Source organism: Bacillus pumilus, from assembly GCF_003431975.1.
In the GTDB taxonomy this organism is placed as follows: Bacteria; Bacillota; Bacilli; order Bacillales; family Bacillaceae; genus Bacillus; species Bacillus pumilus_N.
Genome location: NZ_CP027116.1, coordinates 745,939 through 767,732 on the forward strand (window position 1 = coordinate 745,939; position 21,794 = coordinate 767,732).

The following is a 21,794-nucleotide window of genomic DNA, read 5'->3' on the forward strand; positions in this document are numbered from 1 at the left end:
GACAATTTAGTCAATTGGTTGAAAAACGCTTTAAATCACTAAAGTGTTAAACGTCACAAGCGAATCCATGTATAAAAAGAGACATCCGCCGGTAGATGGAAGGCGGATTGTGGTGACAGGTAGTTTATGTCTGTTCAGCAAATATTTTTTCATTGTAAAGCACACTTGGATGAGTGGGGTAATGTGCGGAGGAGGCAAGATGATGTGTTTTGGCTTTCTCCAAATCGCCGAGCTGATAATAACAATAGCAAAGCTGAAGGTGAGGATACCACGTTTTGTACTGTGTGAGTGTGAAGGCTGTCTCGATTTCAGGAGCCTCGAGCGCCTGCTCATACCAAAAGATTGCTGCTTGATGTTTACTTTGAATTTTTAGATGATCCCCGATCCGGCAGCAAAATTCTGGCCGAGGCTGATCATATAAGAAGGATCGCAATAATGAGGATAAGGCGGCTTCCTCGAAACCGACTGCATAATAGCAGTCAGCTAAATTTTGGCATGTGCGAATTTCATCCTCAATCCAGCATTGTTTTGTGGCTAAAAATTCATGATAAAAGCGAATCGCCCTGACATGCTGCTTGTTATCTCTTAATTCATTGGCAAAGTAAAAGAGATCGCGGGGTGTCATCTCTTCGCCTTTTGCCAGCATGTCTTCATAAATGCGCAGATTGCGACCAGGCTCACCAACGGTTGTTTTTTTTCGTTTTTGGTGTGTGACGGCGATATCGGCTGGGAAGATGTTGCCATACACTTGAAGAAATTCATGAACGGCTCCGTACCATTGAAAGTTTAAGGCACGCTTCACAAGACGATTTCTTCTATATTTAAAATTCACCCGACCGTCTTCATCAAATCCCACATGATAAAACATCGAAACGGCATCCACCGAAGGATCAAGTGTCTCTTTGAGCTGGAGAAGTTTTTGCCGGTCTTCTTCAAGCAGAACATCATCAGCATCCAGCCATAAAATATACTCTTTCGTTGCATGTGAGAAAGCGAAATTACGGGCTTTGGCAAAGTGCTGAATCCATTCAAAATCAAGCACCTGTGCTGAAAACGATTGAGCAATCTCCTTCGTACGATCTGTTGATCCTGTATCAACGATGATCATCTCATCTACAATGTCCTGAACAGAGGAAAGGCAGTCCGCCAATACTTCCTCTTCATTTTTCACAATCATACATAAGCTAATGGTTACCATCTTTAGATCACCTCTTCATAGTGTATCGAGCATCAAAAGGAAACATTCTTTTCAGCAACGGTTTTTTTAAAACTAGTTTTCTGCTACTGGCTGATTTAAAATAAAGGAAGAATCTATGTAAGGGCTGATAAAAATGAGTTTATTGAATGTTGAAGGCTTATATAAAACCTATGGCGAGAAAACGCTGTTTGATCATATTTCTTTTCATATAGAACCAAAGGAACGCATCGGGTTGATTGGACCAAACGGAACTGGAAAGTCAACACTCCTAAAGGTCATTGCTGGACTGGAATCGTTTGAGGAAGGTGACATCACGAAAGCAGGGACGCTTGATATTGAATTCCTTGAGCAAGATCCTGAAATGAGCGGGAATGAAACAATTCTTGACTACATTTTTTCTGGAACGGCACCCATGATTCAAACGATGAAGGCCTATGAACAGGCTCTAGCCGATTTAGAGCATGATCCGCAAAATGAAGCAAAACAAGAGGCGCTTATGCGCATGCAAAATCGAATGGATCAGGAAGACGCATGGGATGCGAATCTGTCAGCAAAAACAATTTTGACAAAGCTAGGCGTCAAAGATGTGAGCCGCTCTGTTCAAGCTTTATCAGGTGGACAAAAAAAGCGTGTCGCGATTGCTAAAAATTTAATTCAGCCCGCGGGACTGCTCATTTTAGATGAGCCAACCAACCATCTCGATAATGCAACCATTGAATGGCTCGAGGGATATTTGAGTCAATACAGCGGTGCAGTCATTTTGGTAACGCATGATCGTTATTTCCTAAACCGTGTAGCCAATCGAATTTATGAATTGAATCAAGGACAGCTCTATACGTATAAAGGAAATTATGAAGTCTTTTTAGAAAAAAGAGCGGAACGTGAAGCAGAAGCTCAGGTGAAGGAAACGAAGCGTCAAAACTTACTCAGACGAGAGCTTGCATGGCTGAGAAGAGGGGCAAAAGCAAGAACGACGAAGCAGAAAGCACGCATTGGCCGAGTTGAAGAGCTAAAGGATCAAAAAGGACTTGATGCGAAGGGAGAGCTGGATTTTGCCATCGGCTCCCATCGCCTTGGAAAACAAGTCATAGAGGCAGAGGACTTGACGATTTCATTTGCTGGCCAGACCCTTGTCGATCGGTTTACAGACTTAGTCGTGCCGGGCGACCGAATCGGTTTTATCGGACCGAATGGAGTCGGCAAAACAACTCTTCTTAACTGTTTAGCGGGTAAAATAGAGCCGACGACAGGACAACTGACCATTGGACAAACTGTTCGCATTGGCTATTACACGCAGGATCACAAGGAAATGAATGAAGAGCTGACCATCGTTGAGTACATCAAGGAAACAGCTGAGATCGTCAAGACTGCTGATGGTACCGTTGTGACAGCAGAGCAAATGCTGGAACGGTTCTTATTCACAAGATCCATGCAGAGGACGTTTATTCGCAAGCTGTCAGGGGGAGAACGCCGCAGATTGTATTTATTGAAAGTCTTAATGGAAGAACCGAATGTTCTCTTTTTAGATGAGCCGACGAACGATCTTGATACGGAGACCCTCAGCATTTTAGAGGATTATTTAGAACAGTTTCCTGGCGTTGTCATGACCGTATCCCATGATCGGTATTTCTTAGACCGAGTGGTTCACCGTCTGCTTGTCTTTGAAGGAAATGGGCGCATTTCACACTACCAAGGCGCTTACAGCGATTATATGGAGCAGGAAAAAGAACAGAAACGGACAGAGACAAAGCCTGCTGAGAAACAAGTAGAAGCGGCGCCAAAAAAGAGAAAAAAACTTTCTTATAAAGACCAGCTTGAATGGGACGGGATTGAAGACCGAATACAGGTATTAGAAGAAAAACATCAGCAGCTTGAAGCCAGCATTGCGGAGGCCGGCAGTGATTTTGGAAAAATTCAAGAACTAATGGACGAACAAAAAGCCGTTGCTGAAGAACTAGAACAAGCCATGGACCGCTGGACAGAACTGTCGTTAATGATTGAGGAATTAGAAGGTTAATAAAATTGAATTAAAAACCTGTAGAAATTTTCTACAGGTTTTTTTGTCCTTTCAGTTAGTAAACGAGGGTTTGTCTACAGCTTTTTTTGATAAGAGCATTTCGCATAGGCATCGTGCTGATGAATGGATTCCTCGTTACGACACTCGACTTGAAATCCTTTGATCCATGGCTGTTCATATAATTCCATGGCCATTAACCTTGAGAGATCTTCTACAAAGCGAGGATTTTCATAAGCTTCTTCTGTTACTTTCTTTTCATCAGGTCTTTTGAGCACAGGATACAGCTGGGCGCTCGCATTGGACTCAATGATATGTAAAAGTGCTTCTTTCATGTCGCCTGAAAGTAATACTTGTTCAAACAACTCTACCTGAATGGAAACAGAGCCGCGCTGATTATGGGCACCATATTCACTTATTTCTTTAGAACAAGGACATAATGTCGTGACCTGTGCATCGCAGCCAACATGACAGATCCATCCATCTTTTTCATGAAAATGAATGTCATATGTGATCGTCGCATGCATCAAACCTGCTTTTCCTGATACTGGGCTTTGCTTTTCCTTGTACCACGGGAAGGAAACTTGAACCGAGGCAGATGGCTGATTCATTTGCCGGGCGAGTGCAGCTGTCAATTCTTTTAAGCTGTTCACATCAAGCGGCTTGCCGCTTTCATAAAATGAGTGCAGCTGCTCAGTGAGTCGGCTCATATGAATGCCTTTTTCATGAGCTGACAGGGAGGTACTCAGTGCAAAGTCAGCAGAAGTTGTTTGCTCCTGGGGCGCCGTTTTAGACAAGAGTCGTACAGGGTAAGATACACGGCAGATGCCGACTTGTTCAAGAGGAAAATAAAAGTCCTGCTCTGTCTTTTGAATGTCAGTCATGTTCTCTTTTTGACAAGGCTTTGTGCCGAGGCTTGGCTGTACAGATCCGAATTGTTTGTGCCGTTCTTTTTTTGATGGAAAAGAAAACATGAGATCCCTCCTTTAAATCGTAATTATTCTTATTTATTTTGCATCATAGAACAAAAGAAATCAAGAGCACAAACACTAACGTTTACGTTAAGGTAATAAAGGTGTATAATAAAATATGAATTGATGAGCAGGAGGCACTGGTGATGGAATGGATGAAAATTGATCAAGTGGCGAAAAGAAGCGGACTCACCAAACGGACAATTCGTTTCTATGAAGAGATTGGTTTATTATCAGCACCAAAGCGGACAGAGGGTGGCGTCAGACTTTACTCAGAGGACGACATGGAAGAACTAGAGAAAGTGATGCAGGCAAAAGAGGTCCTCGGATTTTCTTTACAAGAGCTTCAATCGTTTATGGAAATAGGAAAACAGCTTGAGCTAAATAAAGAAGGCTACTTGCTGTCGCTTGATCCGAAGGAACGATTAGAGAAGCTGTTAGATATGGATGCGCAGCTGACTGTGCAGCATCAATTGATTACAAAAAAGCTTGAAACGATTCAATCCTTTAAAAAGGATCTTGAAAAGATGAAAGATAAAGCGGCTCATGCGATTGAGCAATTACAAAAATAAACACCTCAGTGTGTTTATTTTATTTTGTGAACATATGAAGGAAAGGTTCTGATGGAATGAAGGAAGAAGAAGTGTTAAAACAGCGTACAAGTCTACTTAGGCAGCCAAAGGCCGTTTGGGCTGTTGCCTTTGCGTGCGTGATTTCGTTTATGGGAATAGGACTTGTGGACCCGATCTTGCCAGCTATCGCATCACAATTACATGCATCTCCAAGTCAGGTCTCACTTTTATTTACAAGCTACTTACTTGTGACCGGCTTTGTCATGTTTTTCACTGGCTTTATCTCTAGCCGGATTGGTGCGAAATGGACGTTATTAGTAGGACTTATTTTTATTATTGTCTTCTCTGCTTTAGGGGGTACCTCTTCAACCATTAATGAATTAATTGGCTTTAGAGGCGGATGGGGCATCGGGAATGCCTTATTTATTTCAACCGCCCTTTCTGTCATTGTTGGCGTGTCTGTTGGAGGAAGTGCGAAGGCCATTATTTTATACGAGGCTGCACTAGGTCTTGGGATTTCAGTTGGACCGCTGCTTGGCGGAGAGCTTGGGACGATCTCTTGGCGCGGCCCATTCTTTGGTGTTGCGGTGTTAATGCTCGTCGCTCTTTTAGCCATTACGTTTATGCTTCCACCCATGCAGAAGCCTCAGAAAAAGGTGAAATTATTCGAGGCTGTCGGGGCGTTAAAATATAAAGGTCTTTTAACGATGGCTTCTGCCGCTTTCTTATACAATTTTGGTTTCTTTGTGCTTTTAGCGTATTCGCCATTTGTGCTTCATTTGGATGAGCATGGTCTTGGTTATGTCTTTTTTGGATGGGGACTATTTTTAGCTGTGACTTCCGTCTTTTCAGCCCCGGTCATTCATCGCAAGCTTGGGACATTGACTTCTCTTGTGGTTCTGTTTGCTTCGTTTGCTTTGATTTTATTCGGTATTGGAATCTGGACTTCACATGTTGTAGTCGTCATCTGCGGAATTGTCATTGCTGGGGGTATTCTTGGTATGATCAATACTGTGCTCACGACCGCAGTGATGGGATCAGCACCGGTTGAGCGTTCCATTGCTTCATCCTCTTACAGTGCCGTGCGGTTTATTGGGGGCGCGATTGCTCCTTGGATTGCCGGAATACTTGCTGAATCTTATACAGCGAGCACCCCTTACTATGTTGGGGCAGCTGTCGTTCTGTTAGGCATGATCATCCTGCTAATTGGCCGGAAACATCTCATCAATATTCAAGCAGGTCATTAAATAGAAAAAGCCTTATATCTGCATTAGATATAAGGCTCAGCGTGTAGACAAACCCTCGCATTCTTTGTCAGGTCTGCGCTCCGGTGCTCGTCCTTCCTAGACTTCAAAGGTTTTCTATTACGCTGAAAAGAAGACAAAGGGCTAAAATAAAGATCATTTTAGCCCTTTGTCAACAATCTGAACCCTATAATACTTTGGTCGTCCAAGATTCGCAATTCCAAGTTTCAGTGGCTACATCTTGATAAAATTCAGGTTCGTGAGAGATCAATAAGACGCTCCCTTTATATGCTTTTAATGCACGTTTTAGTTCTTCTTTTGCATCGACATCCAAATGGTTGGTCGGCTCATCGAGAACCAGTAGGTTGGTTTCTTCGTTGATCAGCTTACAAAGACGGACCTTTGCTTTTTCTCCACCGCTTAAAACAGACACGCGGCTTTCAATATGTTTCGTCGTTAATCCGCATTTTGCAAGAGCGGCTCTCACTTCATATTGCGTGTAAGAAGGGAAGGTACTCCACACCTCTTCGATACAGGTGTTGCTGTTTTGCTCTTTTACTTCTTGCTCAAAATAGCCTATATGCAAGAATTCTCCGCGTTCTACCTCACCAGAAATTGGCGTGATTTCTCCAAGGAGACTTCGTAGCAATGTCGTTTTTCCGATCCCGTTAGCGCCGTATAACGCAATTTTTTGCCCTCGTTCCATTTTCAGATTCAATGGACGAGAGAGGGGTTCATCATAACCAATGACCAAATCTTTCGTTTCAAAAATCAATTTTCCAGAAGTTCGTGCCGGCTTAAAGTGGAATTCAGGCTTTGGCTTTTCGGCTGCGAGTTCAATCATATCCATCTTATCCAGTTTCTTTTGACGGGACATCGCCATATTTCTTGTGCTGACACGGGCCTTGTTTCTTGCGACAAAATCCTTTAATTCAGCCACTTCCTGCTGCTGCCTTTTATAAGCTGCTTCAAGCTGCTGTTTTTTGACTTCGTACACTTGTTTAAATTGATCATAATCACCCACATAGCGCGTGAGCTCTTGATTTTCAACATGATAAATCAAATTAATGACACTGTTTAAAAACGGAATATCATGTGAAATGAGGATAAACGCATTTTCATATTCCTGTAAATAGCGCTTCAGCCACTCAATATGCTGCTCATCTAAATAGTTGGTCGGCTCATCGAGAAGGAGAATTTCTGGCTTCTCTAACAGCAATTTCGCAAGCAATACTTTTGTACGCTGCCCGCCGCTCAGCTCCGTCACATCACGATCCAGCCCAAGATCTGTTAACCCAAGACCTCTCGCAATTTCTTCGACTTTAGAATCAATGATGTAGAAATCATTGTTTGTGAGCGCATCTTGAATAACGCCCACTTCCTCTAACAGCTTTTCAAGCTCATCAGGGTCGGCTTCACCCATTTTGCCGTAAATGTCATTCATCGCTTCTTCCATGGAAAATAAATAGTGGAATGCATCCTGAAGCACTTCGCGAATTGTTCTGCCCTTTTCTAGCACAGTGTGCTGATCAAGGTAGCCGACACGAACATTTTTCGCCCATTCGACTTTTCCTGCATCTGGCTCCAGCTTGCCAGTAATAATATTCATAAACGTTGATTTTCCTTCACCGTTGGCGCCAATTAAGCCGACATGCTCGCCTTTTAATAAACGGAAGGAGACTTCGTGGAAAATGGCTCTGTCGCCAAAGCCATGGCTTAAATCTTTAACAGATAATATCATTTTTTACACCTCAAATAGATTCAAAACGGCTAGTGCCTCTCATGATTATATCGAACTGTCCGGCTTGATAAAAGCATCAAAAGAAAAATTGCGTTTCAAAGCTGATTTTGAGATACTAAAGGATAGATTGAATGAGGATAAAGGAGATCGACATGGTAGAAAATTGGGCATTTTTGAAAGAAGCAAAGCCATTTATTCAAGAGAACTTCCAAGCGGCTGGCTTCGAAATACCAACAGCTATACAAGAAAAAACAGCAGAATGGATTACGGAGAAGCGTGATGTCATCGCAGAATCGCCTACGGGAACGGGGAAGACACTGGCGTATGTGTTGCCGCTTTTAAATAAAATCGATGTCACAATCAAGCACCCGCAAGTCTTAATCTTGGCACCTTCAAGAGAGCTTGTGATGCAAATTTTTGATGTCGTGCAAGAGTTTAAACAAGGATCAGATATCAAAGCAGTTTCCTTGATTGGTGGCGCAAACATCAAAAAGCAGCAAGAAAAACTAAAGAAACACCCGAATATCGTTGTCGCGACACCAGGACGTGTACAAGAATTAATTAAAATCAAGAAACTGAAAATGCATGAAGTGAAAACGGTCGTTCTAGACGAAGCAGATCAGCTTCTTGTGCCAGAGCATATGAAAACGATCCAAGCGATCATTAAATCTACACTAAAAGAAAGACAAATCCTCTGTTTTTCGGCGACGTTGAAAGAGGAAACCGTTCAACTGATTAAAGAAATGACGTCTGAACCAGAAGTGCTGAAAATTGCGAGAAGTGAGGAAGAAGCGCAGAAAGTAGGCCACTATTATCTGTTATGTGACCAGCGTGACAAAGTAAAACTACTGCAAAAGCTATCACGGCTTGAGGACATGCATGCGCTCGTCTTTGTGCGTGATATTACAAATTTAAGCATTTATGCAGAGAAATTAGCGTATCACCATGTCGACCTCGGTGTTCTTCATAGTGAAGCGAAAAAAGCCGAGCGAGCTATCATCTTAAAGGAATTTGAACAGCGTGAATTCCCGCTTCTTCTTGCAACGGATATCGCAGCAAGAGGGATCGATATTGACGATCTGCCATATGTCATCCATGCCGACCTGCCAAACGAAGAAGGTTATATCCACCGTTCAGGCAGAACCGGTCGTGCAGGAAAAGAAGGAGCTGTCATCAGCCTAGTCACACCACAAGAGCATTCGATGCTCAAAAAAATGGCGAAAAAGCTAAATCTTTCGCTTCAGGAAATTGTTTATAAGCAAGGCCAACTGCATCTTGCGCCTAAGCAGGCATAAAAAAAGGACCCTTCCACACGGAGGGGTCCTTTCAGCGTGTAGACAAACCCTCGCATTCTTTGTCAGTCCTGCCGGTGCTCACGAATGTCAAATTCGCTCCGGTACTCGTCCTTCCTAGACTTCAAAGGTTTTCTATCACGCTGAAAAGAAGACAAAGGGCTAAAATAAAGATCATTTTAGCCCTTTCTTATTATGAAATTTTGACAAGCTGTTTCCCGACATTTTCCCCTTTGAATAGTCCAAGGAATGCATCCGGAATGTTGTCAAAGCCTTCAATGATTGTTTCTTTATAAGTCAGTTTATCTTCTTTTACCCATTGTGCGAGATCCTTCGCTGCTTCTTCAAAACGATCTGAATAGTTAGCAACAATGAAGCCTTGCATCAATGCGCTTGTTTTAATCAGTTTTGTTTGCACACGCGGTCCGACGTCCTCGCTTGCGCTAATATTATAAGACGAAATCGCGCCGCACACTGGAATACGTGCAAAGCGGTTCAAATGATTCATCACGGCATCAGATATTTCGCCGCCTACATTGTCAAAATAGACATCGACGCCGTTAGGGCACGCCTTTGCAATCGCATCATCTAAGTCATTTGTTGTTTTATAATTAATCGTTTCATCAAAGCCCAGTTCTTTTAAGTAAGCCAGTTTATCATCAGAACCGGCAATTCCAACAACGTGTGCGCCTTTGATTTTTGCAATTTGTCCAACGACGGAACCAACGGCACCTGCGGCTCCAGAAATGACAACAGTCTCGCCTTCTTTTGGCTGGCCAATCGCAAGAAGTCCGAAATAAGCGGTTTGTCCCGGCATGCCCAAAATGCCTAAATAATAGGACAATGGCGCAATGGATGGATCAATTTTAGTTAGAGATTCGGCTTTGGCCGTGGAATATTCTTGCCAGCCAAGGAATCCAAGAACAAAATCACCTTTTTCAAATTGAGGTGATTTAGACTCAACAACTTCTCCGACAACACCGCCCTGAATCACTTCATTTAGCTTGAATGGAGGTGTATAGGATTTTGTATCCTGCATTCGTCCTCTCATATAAGGATCTACAGAAACATATTTCGTTTGAATCAAGACTTCGCCATCTTGCGGCACAGGTATATCGACTGTTTCAAAATGAAAAACATCTTTTGTAGGTAATCCTTTTGGACGCTTGGCTAATTGAATTTGCTTTTGCTGACTCATGTAAAATCCTCCCTTTCACTTACAACCTAGGTTTACATTAACATGATGCTTCTTTTCATTCAAAACATACGGTCTTTTCAAAACACATACAAAAAAGCAGCCGCCATCTTATAGAATGGGGCTGCTTTTTTGAAGAGAAACAGAGAGAAGCGGAGGTAGAGTAACAAAAAGCTGATACACGTCCGCATCACGATCTTTTAACAAATATTCGTTCGCATTTTGCATGGAGGCTTTCATCATATCGCGCGTCACATAAGGATAAAGGATATTCAAGTATGAGGACAACAGGTCTTGTGGATCTTGTTCAATCGACTCGATATCTCCAATGTTAATAATGATGGAAAAGAGATAATCAATGGAGATGCGAAAGTGCTGTTCAGCAAACAATGTAAGCGGCTTTGCTTTTGCTTCTTCAGGATGCCACTTTTGAAAAAGCTGTTTCACCAAATCACTGACAACCCAAGCATTAAACTGTTGTTCAACTGAAAAGTAATACATCAGTTCTACCTCATTTCTAGCCTCCAGTATAAGAATTGTACAACAAATCACCAAGGATGAACATAAAATTTCAGAAAATTTAGTCATTTAAGCGGTCTTTTTGTCAAAAATAAGTCAATCGGCACGGTAAGTACAGGAAGCAAAATGGATGTGCTCAAGGAAGGTTTAATGACAAAAATGCCGGGTAAAAGATTCGTAAGACGTTAAAGGAGGAATATAAAATGAAACCTGTTGTAAGAGAGTATTCAAATGACGAAACACTTCAAAGAGATGTAGAGCAATTAAAAGAACTCGGTGTTGCAAGAGAGGACATTTATGTTCTGTCCCATGACGATGACCGAACAGAGCGTATTGCAAGCAATGCAGATGCGAATAAGATCGGTTCAAGAGAAGTTGGGCTGAAACATGCTGTTGGGAACATCTTTAGTAAAAAGGGCGATGAGCTCCGCAATAAAATACATGAAATTGGTTTCTCTAAAGAAGAAGCAGAAACATTTGAAGAACATTTAGACGAAGGAAAAGTCCTTCTTTTTGTGACAGACCATGAAAAAGTGAAAACTTGGGCATAAACCCCAACTGAAAAGCCTCTTACTTTCGTAAGGGGCTTCAGCGTGTAGACAAACCCTCGCATTCGGTGTCAGTCCTGCGCGCCGGTACTCACGAATGTCAAATTCGCTCCGTTCCGGTGCTCGTCCTTCCTAAAATGCAAAGGTTTTCTATCACGCTGAAAAGAAGACAAAGGGCTAAAATCAAGATCATTTTAGCCCTTTGTCAACTAACAATCTGGAGCCTCTTACTTTCGTAAGGGGCTTTTTTTCATGTCTGCATGTCTGAAGGAGATGGTACATCCTTTTTACTATAATAAGGTAAAAATATAGATTGGAATAAACAGTAAATCATCTAATTGAAAATGTAGATATACCAAAGGGAATCATCAGTGATCAGTAAAGAATAGTCAAAATATCACAAAAAATCTTTCGGGAAATAATCATTGTATCTTTCAATTTTGCTTCAAAATGTAATAAAAATCTTGTGTAATTTAGTAGATAAATTTCTTAGTTCTATTGGTTTACGTTGCATTTTTGTGTAGAAATAAGCATTTTAAGGTCAAAAAACCACGAAAAATACCTGTATTTTCAATTAGAAAATTCATTTTAATGTTTAGGAAATAATTTGTTGACAAAATAATCTAAAAACAATATATTTGGCTTAATCCAGTCATTATGGAAGTAGTTGTTAAATTTCTGGTGGGATTTTCGAGGTATATTCTAGTGAGAGGTGGTGGTATAAAACCAAGGTACAAGCGATTCTAATATAAAAACAACTCGAAAAATTCCTGCTATATCAGAAGAAATGAGCTTTTACTTGAAGAAATGGTAGCTGACCTAAACAGTAGATTGATCTTTCTACTATGATCGCTTTGGAAGAGATATGAAAAAGACGTTACATTTTTGAATAAAAGAGAAAGCGGTTCCAATGAAGGCTGTGAGCGGATCGAACGGTGAAGGAGGTGAGCTCATATGAAAAAAAGAGAGAACAAGCTGAGGCGCCGTAGTTGTCAATTGGCTGCATATGAGGATGCATGCTGAAAAAGAAGAGTGAACATGTGGGATGCTTCTCTCCTTTTTCAGAAAAACAGATTTCCTAAAAAATCCATCTTTTATTTTAACATAAGGTTTTTGGCTTGAAAACGACCTTTGATCGAAAAGCCGATTTTGAATAGAAGGAGGTTCTGTGATGAAAAAGGCTTTATACCATGAAGACAGTGGATTGTATCTAGAAAAAATGCGTATGACATTTCAAGAACATTATGAGAAAAGAACAGATATGTGGTCTACTGATCCATCCTTAACCGATGCAGCTGTCATGTCTTTAAAGGCATGGCGTTCAAGGGAACAGAATGAACTTGCTTCTGTGCTCGATATCGGATGTGGGAATGGCCGGGCACTTGAACATTTAAGCGGGCTTTCCGCTTATGTCGGCATCGACCTGTATGAGCATGAGGAATGGGAAGGTTTACAGAAAAGAGAAACGATACCTGTCCACTTTGTTCATCAAGATTTTATGTCCTGGTCGATGGGTCAGGGTCAAGGGATGCAGTTTGATCTGATTTTAGATCATGGCTGCTTTCATCACCAGCACCCTGATGATCACGAGCGTTACTTAAAACAAGTCTCACCTTTGCTTCATGAAGGTGGCGTCTTCTCACTTGTTGTATGGGGAGAAGAGTGGAGAACGGGGTTAATCGGAGAAGACGGTCGTTTCCACTTTTCATTTTCAGATTCGCAGCTGGGAGAAAAAATTTGTACATCAGGACTGGAGCTTGTATCAATTACACCATTAAAAGCAAAGGCCGGCATTAGCCAGCATCATGTCATTGCCGTCAAAATCTAGTACAAAGGTGATCACTCAAAGCTAGCAGAGATGTTCATTTTAAGAAAAAGCGTATGCGCATCAAGGAATAATCGAAGGGTGTTGACCTGATGAACCAAAATTTCTGCTCCTTTGTACTGGACAAGACCTAGGTTGAAACATCGCCTGAAGAGGTGGAATGAAGACGAAAATCAAGGTCTGAACGATGAAAGGCATCGCACATCCATGTTCTTTTAAGCCATGAGTGCGTACACATATTCATCACTCCATCACTGCGCTGCCTGAGTCGGTTTGGGTGCAGAGATGAATAGGGGGAAACAAATGAACAAGTTTGTAGATGAATTACAAGCAATGATTCATCCATTTACCTTTCAAGAAAAAAACTATTTGCTCGTGGGACCAGTGAATTTGCCAATCTCCATTCAACATGAAGAAGTGCCATTTCAATGGTACGCCTTCGCACCTGTTGAAGAAGAGACAAAACCAACGATCGAATCTATTGTCCAAATGAGTACCGCACAGCAAACCTTTTCCTCTTGTCTCTTATTTGGCGATTTTGAAAATGAGGTGCCGCCTCTTGTGCGAATTCATAGTGTTTGCCAAACAGGGGATGTGTTTGGGTCACTGAAGTGTGATTGCGGTCCACAGCTTGCGTTATCGCTGAAGAAAATCACCAATTACGGTAAAGGGATGCTCGTCTATATGGCCAATCAAGAAGGGCGGTCAATTGGGCTGATGGCGAAAGCATTGACGTATAAATTGCAGGAAATGAAGCTGGATACATTTGAAGCGAACCGTCTGATTGGCTGCGGAGATGATGACCGGAATTACGAGGAGGCAGCGGCAGTCCTGCACTATTTAAACAAAGGGAAACCAATGCACCTTCTAACGAACAATCCAGATAAAGTCGATTCCATTGCTGCCTATGGTCTTCCTGTTTTGCGATTTGATCATACGGTCGAAGCCTCTCTCTATAATGAAGCCTATTTAAAAGCAAAAGCAGCCTCAGGGCATATGGTCGATGAGAAAAAATTAATTAATCAGTAGATGAGTTTACTTTAAAGAAGGCGGGAGAATAGCGTGAAACCTGAAATCAATTGGATTCAAATCCCAAGCGGCTATGCAACAATCGGAAGTAATGAAGAAGATATGAAAAAGGCATCAGAATTTTGGAAGGACAAGCTTCTCAATCCAACTTACGGCCGTGAGAAAAAATTTCAAAAATGGCTGTACAAAGAATTTCCATCCTATCAGCCGTATATCAATGAATTTTTCATTTCAGATACGGTCGTCACCAATGAATGGTATCAAAGCTATTGTGATGAAACAGGTCAGTCGTACCCAGAGAGCTTAACAAGCAAAGCGCTTGGCGGGGGAAGGCTCATCCGGCTTGGGGCATGGAGATCGAGGAAGCCTTCTCCTTCTGCCAGTGGCTGAGCGGGAAACTTGGGATAGACGTGTCGATTCCTACTGAAGAAGAATGGGAATATGCTGCCCGGGGAAACACGAGAAATCAATACCCGTGGGGAAATGAGTTTGATCCCTCTTACTGTAATACACACGAATCAAATATCGAAAAAACGACGCCTGTCCGTCAATACGAAAAGGGCAGATCCTTATTTGGTCTTTATGATATGGGGGGCAACGTCGAGGAATGGGTTAATACCAAATATCATGTGTACGAAGGCGGCATCGAGGTCGTAGATGATTTAACGGAATCGCTTGGCAATGATTACTACATTTTAAAAGGCGGCTCCTTTGCTAGAGGTGGAGATTTATGCAGAGTCGCCAGAAGACACGGGAAGCACCCAGATCCAGTTTTCCGATTTACTGGTTTTCGTGTAGTGACTCGTCAAAAACAACATATAAAGGTGGGAGTGTAAAACCATGCATAGAGGACCAATTACATCTGTTTTATCAACTCAGCAGGATCAAATTGTTTACACTGGCGGCTATGACCGCTGTATTTATCAGTGGAACCGGGCGACAGGAGAAGGAACGTTTATTGGAAGTCATGAGCACATCATTAACTCTTTATCTCTTTCTGAAAACGGAAAGTATTTAGCGAGTGCATCGTCAGACTATACTATTCAATTGTATGATACACGCACTCATACCCACATTCGCACCTTATTCGGACATGCGGATGATGTAGAAGCCGTCGCTTTTGCAAAGCAGGATACCTTGCTTGTATCGGTATCGAGAGATAGAAGATGCTTAGTTTGGGATATCGAAACGGGAGCCATTTTAAGAGAATTTCATGGACATAGCAAAGATGTATTAGCGGTATGGATACATGGCGATAAAGCCTATACAACAGGTGATGATGGCTATGTGCTTGTATGGCTGTATGATACAGGTGAAATTGTAGGTGAAATCGGTCCGTTTGATTATGAACTGGATACCATCAGCGGCAGCAATCAGAAAGAAGTGTTCGCACTTGGCAGAGACGATGGCACCGTTATTATTTATGATGCGGCTACTTTACAAGAGAAGAAAATCATCAAAGCCCATTTACAGGGTGTCAAGCGGGTGAATTTTTCTCCAAGCGGCAATTACTTGCTGACAGCAGGCTATGACCATTTAATTAAATTGTGGAATTATGAAACTGGGGATTTAGTCGATACACTGCTGCCTCATAAATATCAGTGGGAGCGCTCGCTTGTCTGGACGGAGGATGAGAAGTCCATCCTAGGAGCCAGCTTTGGAAAAACGTATTGTGAATGGTCTATTGAAGAGGGAAAAGTGGTATCAGATGAGATCGAAATGGCGACTCCCTCTATTAATGATATTGCGCTGACTGATGCGGGAGATATTATCACAGCATCAGATGACGGAAAATTCAGAAAGAATGGAATTGAAATCGCTAAATCGACAGGCGTTTTAACAAATGGAGTGGCTGTCGCACGAGATGGAAGCTATTATGCGTGGGGAGATCATGCAAGTCAGGTGCATATTGTTCATGAATCATTGCAGCAAATGGTTTCGTTTGACCTGAACACAGGTCCAGTCAACAGCGTGTATTTCCACGAGGAGGATCGTCAATTCTATATTGGAACTTACGGCGGTTATGTACATGTCATTTCGACAGAGCATTTAAAGGAAATCGGGCGCTCCAAAGCCCACGATTGTGCTGTTAAAGCGTTAAAAGTAGAAGGTGATCATATCATCACAGCTGCGGTAGAAGGAACCATCTGTCTTTTAGATAAGAAGAGCTTGTCTTTAAAAGCGAAATATATCGGGGCGACAGAGCTGTTAAATGACGTCTTCATTGATAGTAAAAGAGACCGTATTGCCATTGTCAGCCGTGACAAGAATGTGAGATTGTTTGATTTGCATACAGGGAGAATTTTAGACCAGCATAATGAACACCAGTATTCGATTAAATCGGTCTCTGTCACAGACTCTGGTTATATTGTGAGTGGTGATTATTGGGGCTATATCGTTGTGTGGAATCCAGAGCTAGATGTCAATACCGGTCCAATTAGAATTGCGAAAAATGGCATTAGTGCCATCAGACAATTGGGCAATGATGTATACGCAAGCTCATATGACGGTGGTATTTATCACATTCGAGAAGATGGTACGCATACAGAAGTACTGCGCTTATTTGAACAATTTCCGAAAGAAGTAATCTCTCATTAAGAAAAAGAATGTAAGCGGGGGATTCTCATGATAAGTGTTTGCAAGGAACATATGAAAAAAGGCCTGACGGTACTCAATTGTCCGCATGTGCTCCTCATTAATAAATATGAATGTCGCAAATGCTGTTTTTGTAAACAACGAGCCTCATATAAACTTTTTTATTCCTTGCCTTACTATGATCGATCTGAAAAGAGACGGATGGAAAAAATATAGCACATGAGAATAGAACTCCTTCATTTCCTGAAGGAGTTCTTTCCCTTGAAAGAGAGGAAAGGAGATTCACATGAAAGACGATGTTTTTTATATGAAGCTAGCGATTGCCAATGCAAAGGCCATGAAAGGGCAAACCTCCCCAAACCCGCTTGTCGGTGCAGTTATTGTACAGGAAGGTGAAATCGTTGGGATTGGTGCTCATATGAAGGCGGGAGAGCCTCATGCTGAAATTCATGCACTGCACATGGCAGGAGAAAAGGCGAAGGGAGCAGACATGTATGTGACGCTTGAACCTTGTGCACATCATGGGAAAACAGGCCCTTGCACAGAAGCGATTATCAACAGTGGTGTGAAGAAAGTGTTTATTGCCACCCAAGATCCAAATCCGGTGGTAGCAGGTAAAGGAATTGCCTTTTTGAAGAAGGCAGGAATAGAAGTAGAACGAGGAATATGTAAGCAGGAAGCAGATCACTTAAATGAGCCTTTTTTTCATTTGATGCAAACAAATCTTCCTTATGTCATATTAAAATCAGCGATTTCAATAGATGGGAAAATTGCAACGGCTGATCAAGAAAGCAAATGGATCACTGGAACAGAAGCGAGAACAGAAGTGCAGCGTTTACGTCAAGAAGCAGATGTGGTGCTGACAGGAGTGGAAACGATTATTCAAGATGATGCAGGCTTAATTGTGAAAGGTTCATTCAATCATCAGCCCATTCGTGTCATTTTAGATTCAACATTAAGGATTCCGCTTCATGCCAAATGCTTAACAGATCACATGGCAGAAACCATTATTTGTACGTCACAAAGCTACGATCAAAAAAAGTATCATCAGTTGATAAAAAAAGGACATCAAGTATTTGTCACAAGCGGAGAACACCAGACAGACATTCACGACGTGTTAAGAATGCTGAAGGAACGTTCTGTCATGTCAGTTCTTGTAGAGGCAGGAGGTAGTGTGAGCGCGTCATTTTTAGAAGCATCCCTTGTGAACGAAGCTGTTATCTATATGGCACCTTTACTGATCGGAGGGAAAGACGCACCTACTTTCTTTGAAGGAGAGGGTGTGAAAAAACTAAAAGAGGCGATCCGTCCAGCGGATATTGAATATAGTATGATAGGAAAAGATTTAAAAATGACGATGAGATTTCAATGAAAAGAAGACCTTGTGCATGGAGCATAAGGTCTTCTCAACTTTTCCAAATAAAAATAAAAATGTACATACACCTTTCACCATGAGGTTGAATACGATGGATGGGGGTGATTCTATGAAAAGATGTAGACAATGCGGAAAAACCTATCCCTCTCATTCTAATGGCCACTACCAAAAAGGAAGCTGGTACGATGCGTATAAGGATGATGGCTGGGAATGTGATAGTTGTAAGAAAGGAAGACCAGGTAAGCCAGGAAAACCAGTGAAAAATCCTTGCTGCGGAAAAGACCCTTGTGTTTGTGTGATTCAAGGTCCGCCAGGCGGGAGAGGAAGAAGAGGTCCAGCAGGTCCGGCGGGTGCAGTAGGTCCAGCGGGTCCAATAGGCCCAACAACAGGCGTAGGGTTAACGGGGATTGTAGCATTTGATCCAGCGGTAGCTTCGGCGTATCCAGTAGGTCAAGTGGCGACATATGATGGCAGTACATATGTGGTAAATTCAGCACCGCCAACAGGTACGCCTGATACATCACCAGATTATACGCTTTTAGCAGCTGCGGGTGCAACAAGTACAGGACCAACAGGTGTCACCGGAGATCCAGGTCCGACGGGTGCTACAGGAGCCACTGGTGTAGGACTAACTGGAGTCGTTCCTTTTGATGCAGCAGCAGCACCAGGATATTCATTGGGTCAAGTGGTGACATATGAAGGTGGAACGTATCTTGCAAACACAGCATCACCAACGGGTACACCGGATACATCACCAGATTACACACTTCTAGCCGCTGCCGGTGAGACAGGAGTGACGGGTGCCACTGGAACGGGTGCAACTGGTGCAACGGGAGAAACTGGCGCAACTGGCGTCACAGGACCAACGGGAGAAATCGGTCCAACCGGTGCCACTGGAACGGGTGCAACCGGTGCAACGGGAGAAACTGGCGCAACTGGCGTCACAGGACCAACGGGAGAAATCGGTCCAACCGGTGCCACTGGAACGGGTGCAACGGGAGAAACTGGCGCAACTGGCGTCACAGGGCCAACGGGAGAAATCGGTCCAACCGGTGCCACTGGAACGGGTGCAACCGGTGCAACGGGAGAAACTGGCGCAACTGGCGTCACAGGATCAACGGGAGAAATCGGTCCAACCGGTGCCACTGGAACGGGAGTTACCGGAGCCACAGGAGTAACCGGTGCAACTGGGATAACGGGTGATACCGGAGCTACGGGGGTCACGGGTACAGGAGTGACTGGAGCCATAGGAGAAACTGGTGCGACCGGCGTCACAGGTGTTACCGGAGCCACCGGTGTAACGGGTGATACCGGAGCCACAGGAGAAACTGGTGCGACCGGAGTAACCGGAGCCACGGGAGTCACCGGAGCCACCGGAGCTACAGGTCCAACAGGTCCAACAGGTCCAACAGGTGTGACAGGATCGAGTGCAATCATTCCATTTGCTTCAGGTACACCTGCTGTCTTGACGACAATTGCGGGCGGTCTCGTTGGAACATCCAGCTTGATCGGGTTTGGTAACTCAGCCACAGGTGTCAGTATTTTAGGCGGTGTTATTGATTTAACTGGTGCTGCAGGCACTTTACTCAACATGGCGTTCTCAGTTCCGAGAGCTGGAACGATCACTTCATTTGCTGGCTATTTCAGTACGACAGCAGCTCTTTCTTTGGTCGGCACGAGTATTACCGTAACGGCTAGTCTATTCGCTTCACCGACACCAAATAACAGTTTTACACAAGTAGCGAGTGTCACATTAGCCCCAGCTTTAACTGGAGTTTTAACACTGGGTGCTATTTCAAACGGTATTGCGACTGGCCTGAGTGTACCAGTTACACCAGAAACAAGATTGCTCGTTGTCTTCTCTGCAACAGCTACAGGTCTATCATTAGTGAATACTGTAGCAGGCTATGCGAGTGCTGGTTTATCGATCACGTAATAGGCACACAGGGATGACTCAATCATGGGTCGTCCTTTTTTGTTTTGAATGAATTTTCTCTTAACTTAGTGAGAAAAAGTGATATGATTTTCATAGAGTCTAGTCGATGAATCTAGTTGAATTAGGGGTTGTGGCGGTGAGGATGGGCAAAAGGAAAGTCACTTTACAAACGAAAATTTTGGGGTTAATTATTGGCCTTTTACTTGTTGTTATTGCATTATTGACCATTTGTTTTGGTTATTTGCAGACATCAGAAAGGCAGCGTCAAGCTGAACAGCTGGCGGTGCAAACCGCTAGAACGATATCATATATGCCACCCATTAAAATATCAGTGGCCACGGGAGATTCCCAAAATGAAGAACAGGCTGTACTTGAGCAAATGAAGGAGCAAGTAAGAGCGCATGTCATTTTTATCACCAATCAAAAAGGTAAGGTTCTTTTTCATACGAATCATGAGGATGTCGGGAAAACCATCAGTGTTTCGGAAGGAAGAAGTACACTGCTGTTTGGAGGAACCTCTATATCGATGGGTCATTCTAAAGGTGAAACCGTTGTCAGAGGCAGTGCTCCGATTATGAAAGAAACGGGCAAGCATGAAGAAATTATTGGCACAGTTACCGTCGAATTTTTAAAAAAGGAAATCGATCAAGCGACAGCCCATCAACTATTCAAGCTTAGCTATATTGCCCTTCTTGTGCTTTTGCCTGGCATATTCGGCGCGATTTTTTTAACAAGGAGTATCCGCAAAGATACATTAGGGCTTGAACCGCATGAAATTGCATCATTATTTCGAGAAAGAGAAGCGATGCTGCTTGCTATAAAAGAAGGGATTATTGCATTTGACCGCAAAGGTGCGATTACGATGATGAATACATCTGCTGAACACATGCTGCGCGTATCATCTGATCTGCCGCTTCACATTGACCAAGTCTTGCCAAAAGCCAATCTCCTTTCGTATTTAAAGGCAGAGACGATTGAATCGAACATCGAAACCGTCGTCAATGATAAAACCTATGTCTTGAATGTGAAAAAAGTGGTGCAGGACCACCAAGTCTTTGGAGGAATTGTGAGCTTCAGGGAGAAAACAGAGCTGACGAAGCTGTTGGATACATTGACAGAGGTAAGCCAATATTCAGAAGACCTTAGAGCACAAACACACGAATTTTCAAATAAGCTGTACGCTATTTTAGGCTTGCTTGAGCTGAAGCAAGTGGATGAAGCCATTGACTTAATTAAAGAAGAATATACACTTCAAAATCGCCAGCATGATTTACTCATGAAGCAAATTCGTTCTCCGAAAATACAGGCCATTTTATTAGGGAAGCTAGGAAAGGCATCTGAGAAAAAGGTTCATTTTCACATTGATGAAAATAGTTCATTGGAGCCGCTCCCAGCACACTTAAGTCTCTCTCACTTTATCACCGTCATTGGCAATCTCGTAGACAATGCGTTTGAGGCTGTATTGAATAGGGAGAATAGAGAAGTAAGCTTGTTCATCACAGATATTGGATTTGATATTATCATAGAGGTGTCTGATTCAGGGGATGGTGTCAATGACGAAGCCATTTCACAACTTTTCACAAGAGGCCATTCATCTAAGGGAGAAGGACGAGGTTATGGACTTGCCAATGTCAAAGAAGTGCTGGACGAACTCGGGGGCTGGATTGAAGTGACGAATCAAAAAGAAGGCGGTGCGATCTTCACTGCATACATACCGAAAGGCACAGAGGGGGAATAAAT

18 protein-coding genes are annotated in these 21,794 nt (G+C 42.8%); 13 read left to right on the forward strand and 5 right to left on the reverse strand.

Annotated features, from left to right (window positions below; all coding sequences use genetic code 11):
- Positions 1–124 precede the first annotated feature (124 nt).
- On the reverse strand, positions 125–1,198 hold the full coding sequence (locus C5695_RS03570; RefSeq protein ID WP_117729237.1) for a tetratricopeptide repeat-containing glycosyltransferase family 2 protein: 1,074 nt from the start codon (positions 1,196–1,198) through the stop codon (positions 125–127).
- Between the two features lie 133 nt (positions 1,199–1,331).
- Between C5695_RS03570 and C5695_RS03575 the strand changes: the two genes are divergently transcribed.
- Positions 1,332–3,215: an ABC-F family ATP-binding cassette domain-containing protein gene (locus C5695_RS03575; protein ID WP_117729239.1), complete on the forward strand. Its 1,884-nt coding sequence runs from the start codon at positions 1,332–1,334 to the stop codon at positions 3,213–3,215.
- A gap of 74 nt (positions 3,216–3,289) precedes the next feature.
- On the opposite strand, the gene folE2 is transcribed toward C5695_RS03575, so the two are convergent.
- The gene (gene folE2, locus C5695_RS03580; protein WP_117729241.1) at positions 3,290–4,186 is read right to left on the reverse strand and encodes a GTP cyclohydrolase FolE2; all 897 of its coding nucleotides are present in this window, start codon (positions 4,184–4,186) and stop codon (positions 3,290–3,292) included.
- 143 nt (positions 4,187–4,329) lie between these two features.
- Here folE2 and C5695_RS03585 point away from each other — a divergent pair, with 143 nt between their 5' ends.
- Positions 4,330–4,755, forward strand: coding sequence for a MerR family transcriptional regulator (locus tag C5695_RS03585; RefSeq protein ID WP_117729244.1), 426 nt, complete (start codon positions 4,330–4,332; stop codon positions 4,753–4,755).
- 56 nt (positions 4,756–4,811) lie between these two features.
- Positions 4,812–6,002, forward strand: coding sequence for an MFS transporter (locus tag C5695_RS03590; protein WP_117729246.1), 1,191 nt, complete (start codon positions 4,812–4,814; stop codon positions 6,000–6,002).
- 184 nt (positions 6,003–6,186) lie between these two features.
- Here the strand turns inward: C5695_RS03590 and C5695_RS03595 are convergent, their stop codons facing one another.
- Positions 6,187–7,740 (reverse strand): ABC-F family ATP-binding cassette domain-containing protein, encoded by a 1,554-nt coding sequence (locus tag C5695_RS03595; protein WP_117729249.1) that lies wholly within the window; start codon positions 7,738–7,740, stop codon positions 6,187–6,189.
- Between the two features lie 152 nt (positions 7,741–7,892).
- Here C5695_RS03595 and C5695_RS03600 point away from each other — a divergent pair, with 152 nt between their 5' ends.
- Positions 7,893–9,035, forward strand: coding sequence for a DEAD/DEAH box helicase (locus C5695_RS03600; RefSeq protein WP_117729251.1), 1,143 nt, complete (start codon positions 7,893–7,895; stop codon positions 9,033–9,035).
- Between the two features lie 190 nt (positions 9,036–9,225).
- On the opposite strand, the gene C5695_RS03605 is transcribed toward C5695_RS03600, so the two are convergent.
- Both C5695_RS03605 and C5695_RS03610 read right to left on the reverse strand, forming a co-directional pair.
- The gene (locus tag C5695_RS03605; RefSeq protein ID WP_117729253.1) at positions 9,226–10,230 is read right to left on the reverse strand and encodes an NADP-dependent oxidoreductase; all 1,005 of its coding nucleotides are present in this window, start codon (positions 10,228–10,230) and stop codon (positions 9,226–9,228) included.
- A gap of 108 nt (positions 10,231–10,338) precedes the next feature.
- Positions 10,339–10,728 (reverse strand): YfmB family protein, encoded by a 390-nt coding sequence (locus C5695_RS03610; protein WP_117729256.1) that lies wholly within the window; start codon positions 10,726–10,728, stop codon positions 10,339–10,341.
- A 221-nt stretch (positions 10,729–10,949) separates the two neighbouring features.
- Here C5695_RS03610 and C5695_RS03615 point away from each other — a divergent pair, with 221 nt between their 5' ends.
- The 9 genes from C5695_RS03615 to C5695_RS03650 all read left to right on the forward strand — a co-directional run bounded on the left by C5695_RS03615 (position 10,950) and on the right by C5695_RS03650 (position 21,792).
- The gene (locus tag C5695_RS03615) at positions 10,950–11,297 is read left to right on the forward strand and encodes a YflT domain-containing protein (protein WP_117729257.1); all 348 of its coding nucleotides are present in this window, start codon (positions 10,950–10,952) and stop codon (positions 11,295–11,297) included.
- A gap of 1,168 nt (positions 11,298–12,465) precedes the next feature.
- Positions 12,466–13,122 carry a class I SAM-dependent methyltransferase gene (locus C5695_RS03620; RefSeq protein ID WP_117729259.1) on the forward strand — a complete coding sequence of 219 codons (657 nt, stop codon included), beginning with the start codon at positions 12,466–12,468 and terminating at the stop codon, positions 13,120–13,122.
- Positions 13,123–13,422: 300 nt separating this feature from the next.
- The gene (locus C5695_RS03625; protein ID WP_117729261.1) at positions 13,423–14,148 is read left to right on the forward strand and encodes a GTP cyclohydrolase II; all 726 of its coding nucleotides are present in this window, start codon (positions 13,423–13,425) and stop codon (positions 14,146–14,148) included.
- A gap of 33 nt (positions 14,149–14,181) precedes the next feature.
- The gene (locus C5695_RS20365; protein WP_233230802.1) at positions 14,182–14,538 is read left to right on the forward strand and encodes a hypothetical protein; all 357 of its coding nucleotides are present in this window, start codon (positions 14,182–14,184) and stop codon (positions 14,536–14,538) included.
- Positions 14,499–14,984: a formylglycine-generating enzyme family protein gene (locus tag C5695_RS20370; RefSeq protein ID WP_233230803.1), complete on the forward strand. Its 486-nt coding sequence runs from the start codon at positions 14,499–14,501 to the stop codon at positions 14,982–14,984. The genes C5695_RS20365 and C5695_RS20370 overlap by 40 nt, the downstream gene beginning before the upstream one ends.
- Positions 14,985–14,988: 4 nt before the next feature.
- Positions 14,989–16,746, forward strand: a complete 1,758-nt coding sequence (locus tag C5695_RS03635; RefSeq protein ID WP_117729263.1) for a WD40 repeat domain-containing protein — start codon at positions 14,989–14,991, stop codon at positions 16,744–16,746.
- Between the two features lie 283 nt (positions 16,747–17,029).
- A complete protein-coding gene (gene ribD / locus C5695_RS03640; protein ID WP_117729266.1) occupies positions 17,030–18,115 on the forward strand; it encodes a bifunctional diaminohydroxyphosphoribosylaminopyrimidine deaminase/5-amino-6-(5-phosphoribosylamino)uracil reductase RibD in 1,086 nt (361 codons plus the stop codon).
- A gap of 112 nt (positions 18,116–18,227) precedes the next feature.
- Positions 18,228–20,054, forward strand: a complete 1,827-nt coding sequence (locus C5695_RS03645; protein WP_233230804.1) for an exosporium glycoprotein BclB-related protein — start codon at positions 18,228–18,230, stop codon at positions 20,052–20,054.
- Between the two features lie 142 nt (positions 20,055–20,196).
- Positions 20,197–21,792 (forward strand): sensor histidine kinase, encoded by a 1,596-nt coding sequence (locus C5695_RS03650; RefSeq protein ID WP_117729270.1) that lies wholly within the window; start codon positions 20,197–20,199, stop codon positions 21,790–21,792.
- Positions 21,793–21,794: the final 2 nt, after the last annotated feature.

Coding starts and splice junctions, on each gene's coding strand:
- C5695_RS03570 (WP_117729237.1), bottom strand. CDS start 1,198: ATGGTAACCATTAGCTTATGTATGATTGTGAAAAATGAAGAGGAAGTA.
- C5695_RS03575 (WP_117729239.1), top strand. CDS start 1,332: ATGAGTTTATTGAATGTTGAAGGCTTATATAAAACCTATGGCGAGAAA.
- folE2 (WP_117729241.1), bottom strand. CDS start 4,186: ATGTTTTCTTTTCCATCAAAAAAAGAACGGCACAAACAATTCGGATCT.
- C5695_RS03585 (WP_117729244.1), top strand. CDS start 4,330: ATGGAATGGATGAAAATTGATCAAGTGGCGAAAAGAAGCGGACTCACC.
- C5695_RS03590 (WP_117729246.1), top strand. CDS start 4,812: ATGAAGGAAGAAGAAGTGTTAAAACAGCGTACAAGTCTACTTAGGCAG.
- C5695_RS03595 (WP_117729249.1), bottom strand. CDS start 7,740: ATGATATTATCTGTTAAAGATTTAAGCCATGGCTTTGGCGACAGAGCC.
- C5695_RS03600 (WP_117729251.1), top strand. CDS start 7,893: ATGGTAGAAAATTGGGCATTTTTGAAAGAAGCAAAGCCATTTATTCAA.
- C5695_RS03605 (WP_117729253.1), bottom strand. CDS start 10,230: ATGAGTCAGCAAAAGCAAATTCAATTAGCCAAGCGTCCAAAAGGATTA.
- C5695_RS03610 (WP_117729256.1), bottom strand. CDS start 10,728: ATGTATTACTTTTCAGTTGAACAACAGTTTAATGCTTGGGTTGTCAGT.
- C5695_RS03615 (WP_117729257.1), top strand. CDS start 10,950: ATGAAACCTGTTGTAAGAGAGTATTCAAATGACGAAACACTTCAAAGA.
- C5695_RS03620 (WP_117729259.1), top strand. CDS start 12,466: ATGAAAAAGGCTTTATACCATGAAGACAGTGGATTGTATCTAGAAAAA.
- C5695_RS03625 (WP_117729261.1), top strand. CDS start 13,423: ATGAACAAGTTTGTAGATGAATTACAAGCAATGATTCATCCATTTACC.
- C5695_RS20370 (WP_233230803.1), top strand. CDS start 14,499: ATGGAGATCGAGGAAGCCTTCTCCTTCTGCCAGTGGCTGAGCGGGAAA.
- C5695_RS03635 (WP_117729263.1), top strand. CDS start 14,989: ATGCATAGAGGACCAATTACATCTGTTTTATCAACTCAGCAGGATCAA.
- ribD (WP_117729266.1), top strand. CDS start 17,030: ATGAAAGACGATGTTTTTTATATGAAGCTAGCGATTGCCAATGCAAAG.
- C5695_RS03645 (WP_233230804.1), top strand. CDS start 18,228: ATGAAAAGATGTAGACAATGCGGAAAAACCTATCCCTCTCATTCTAAT.
- C5695_RS03650 (WP_117729270.1), top strand. CDS start 20,197: ATGGGCAAAAGGAAAGTCACTTTACAAACGAAAATTTTGGGGTTAATT.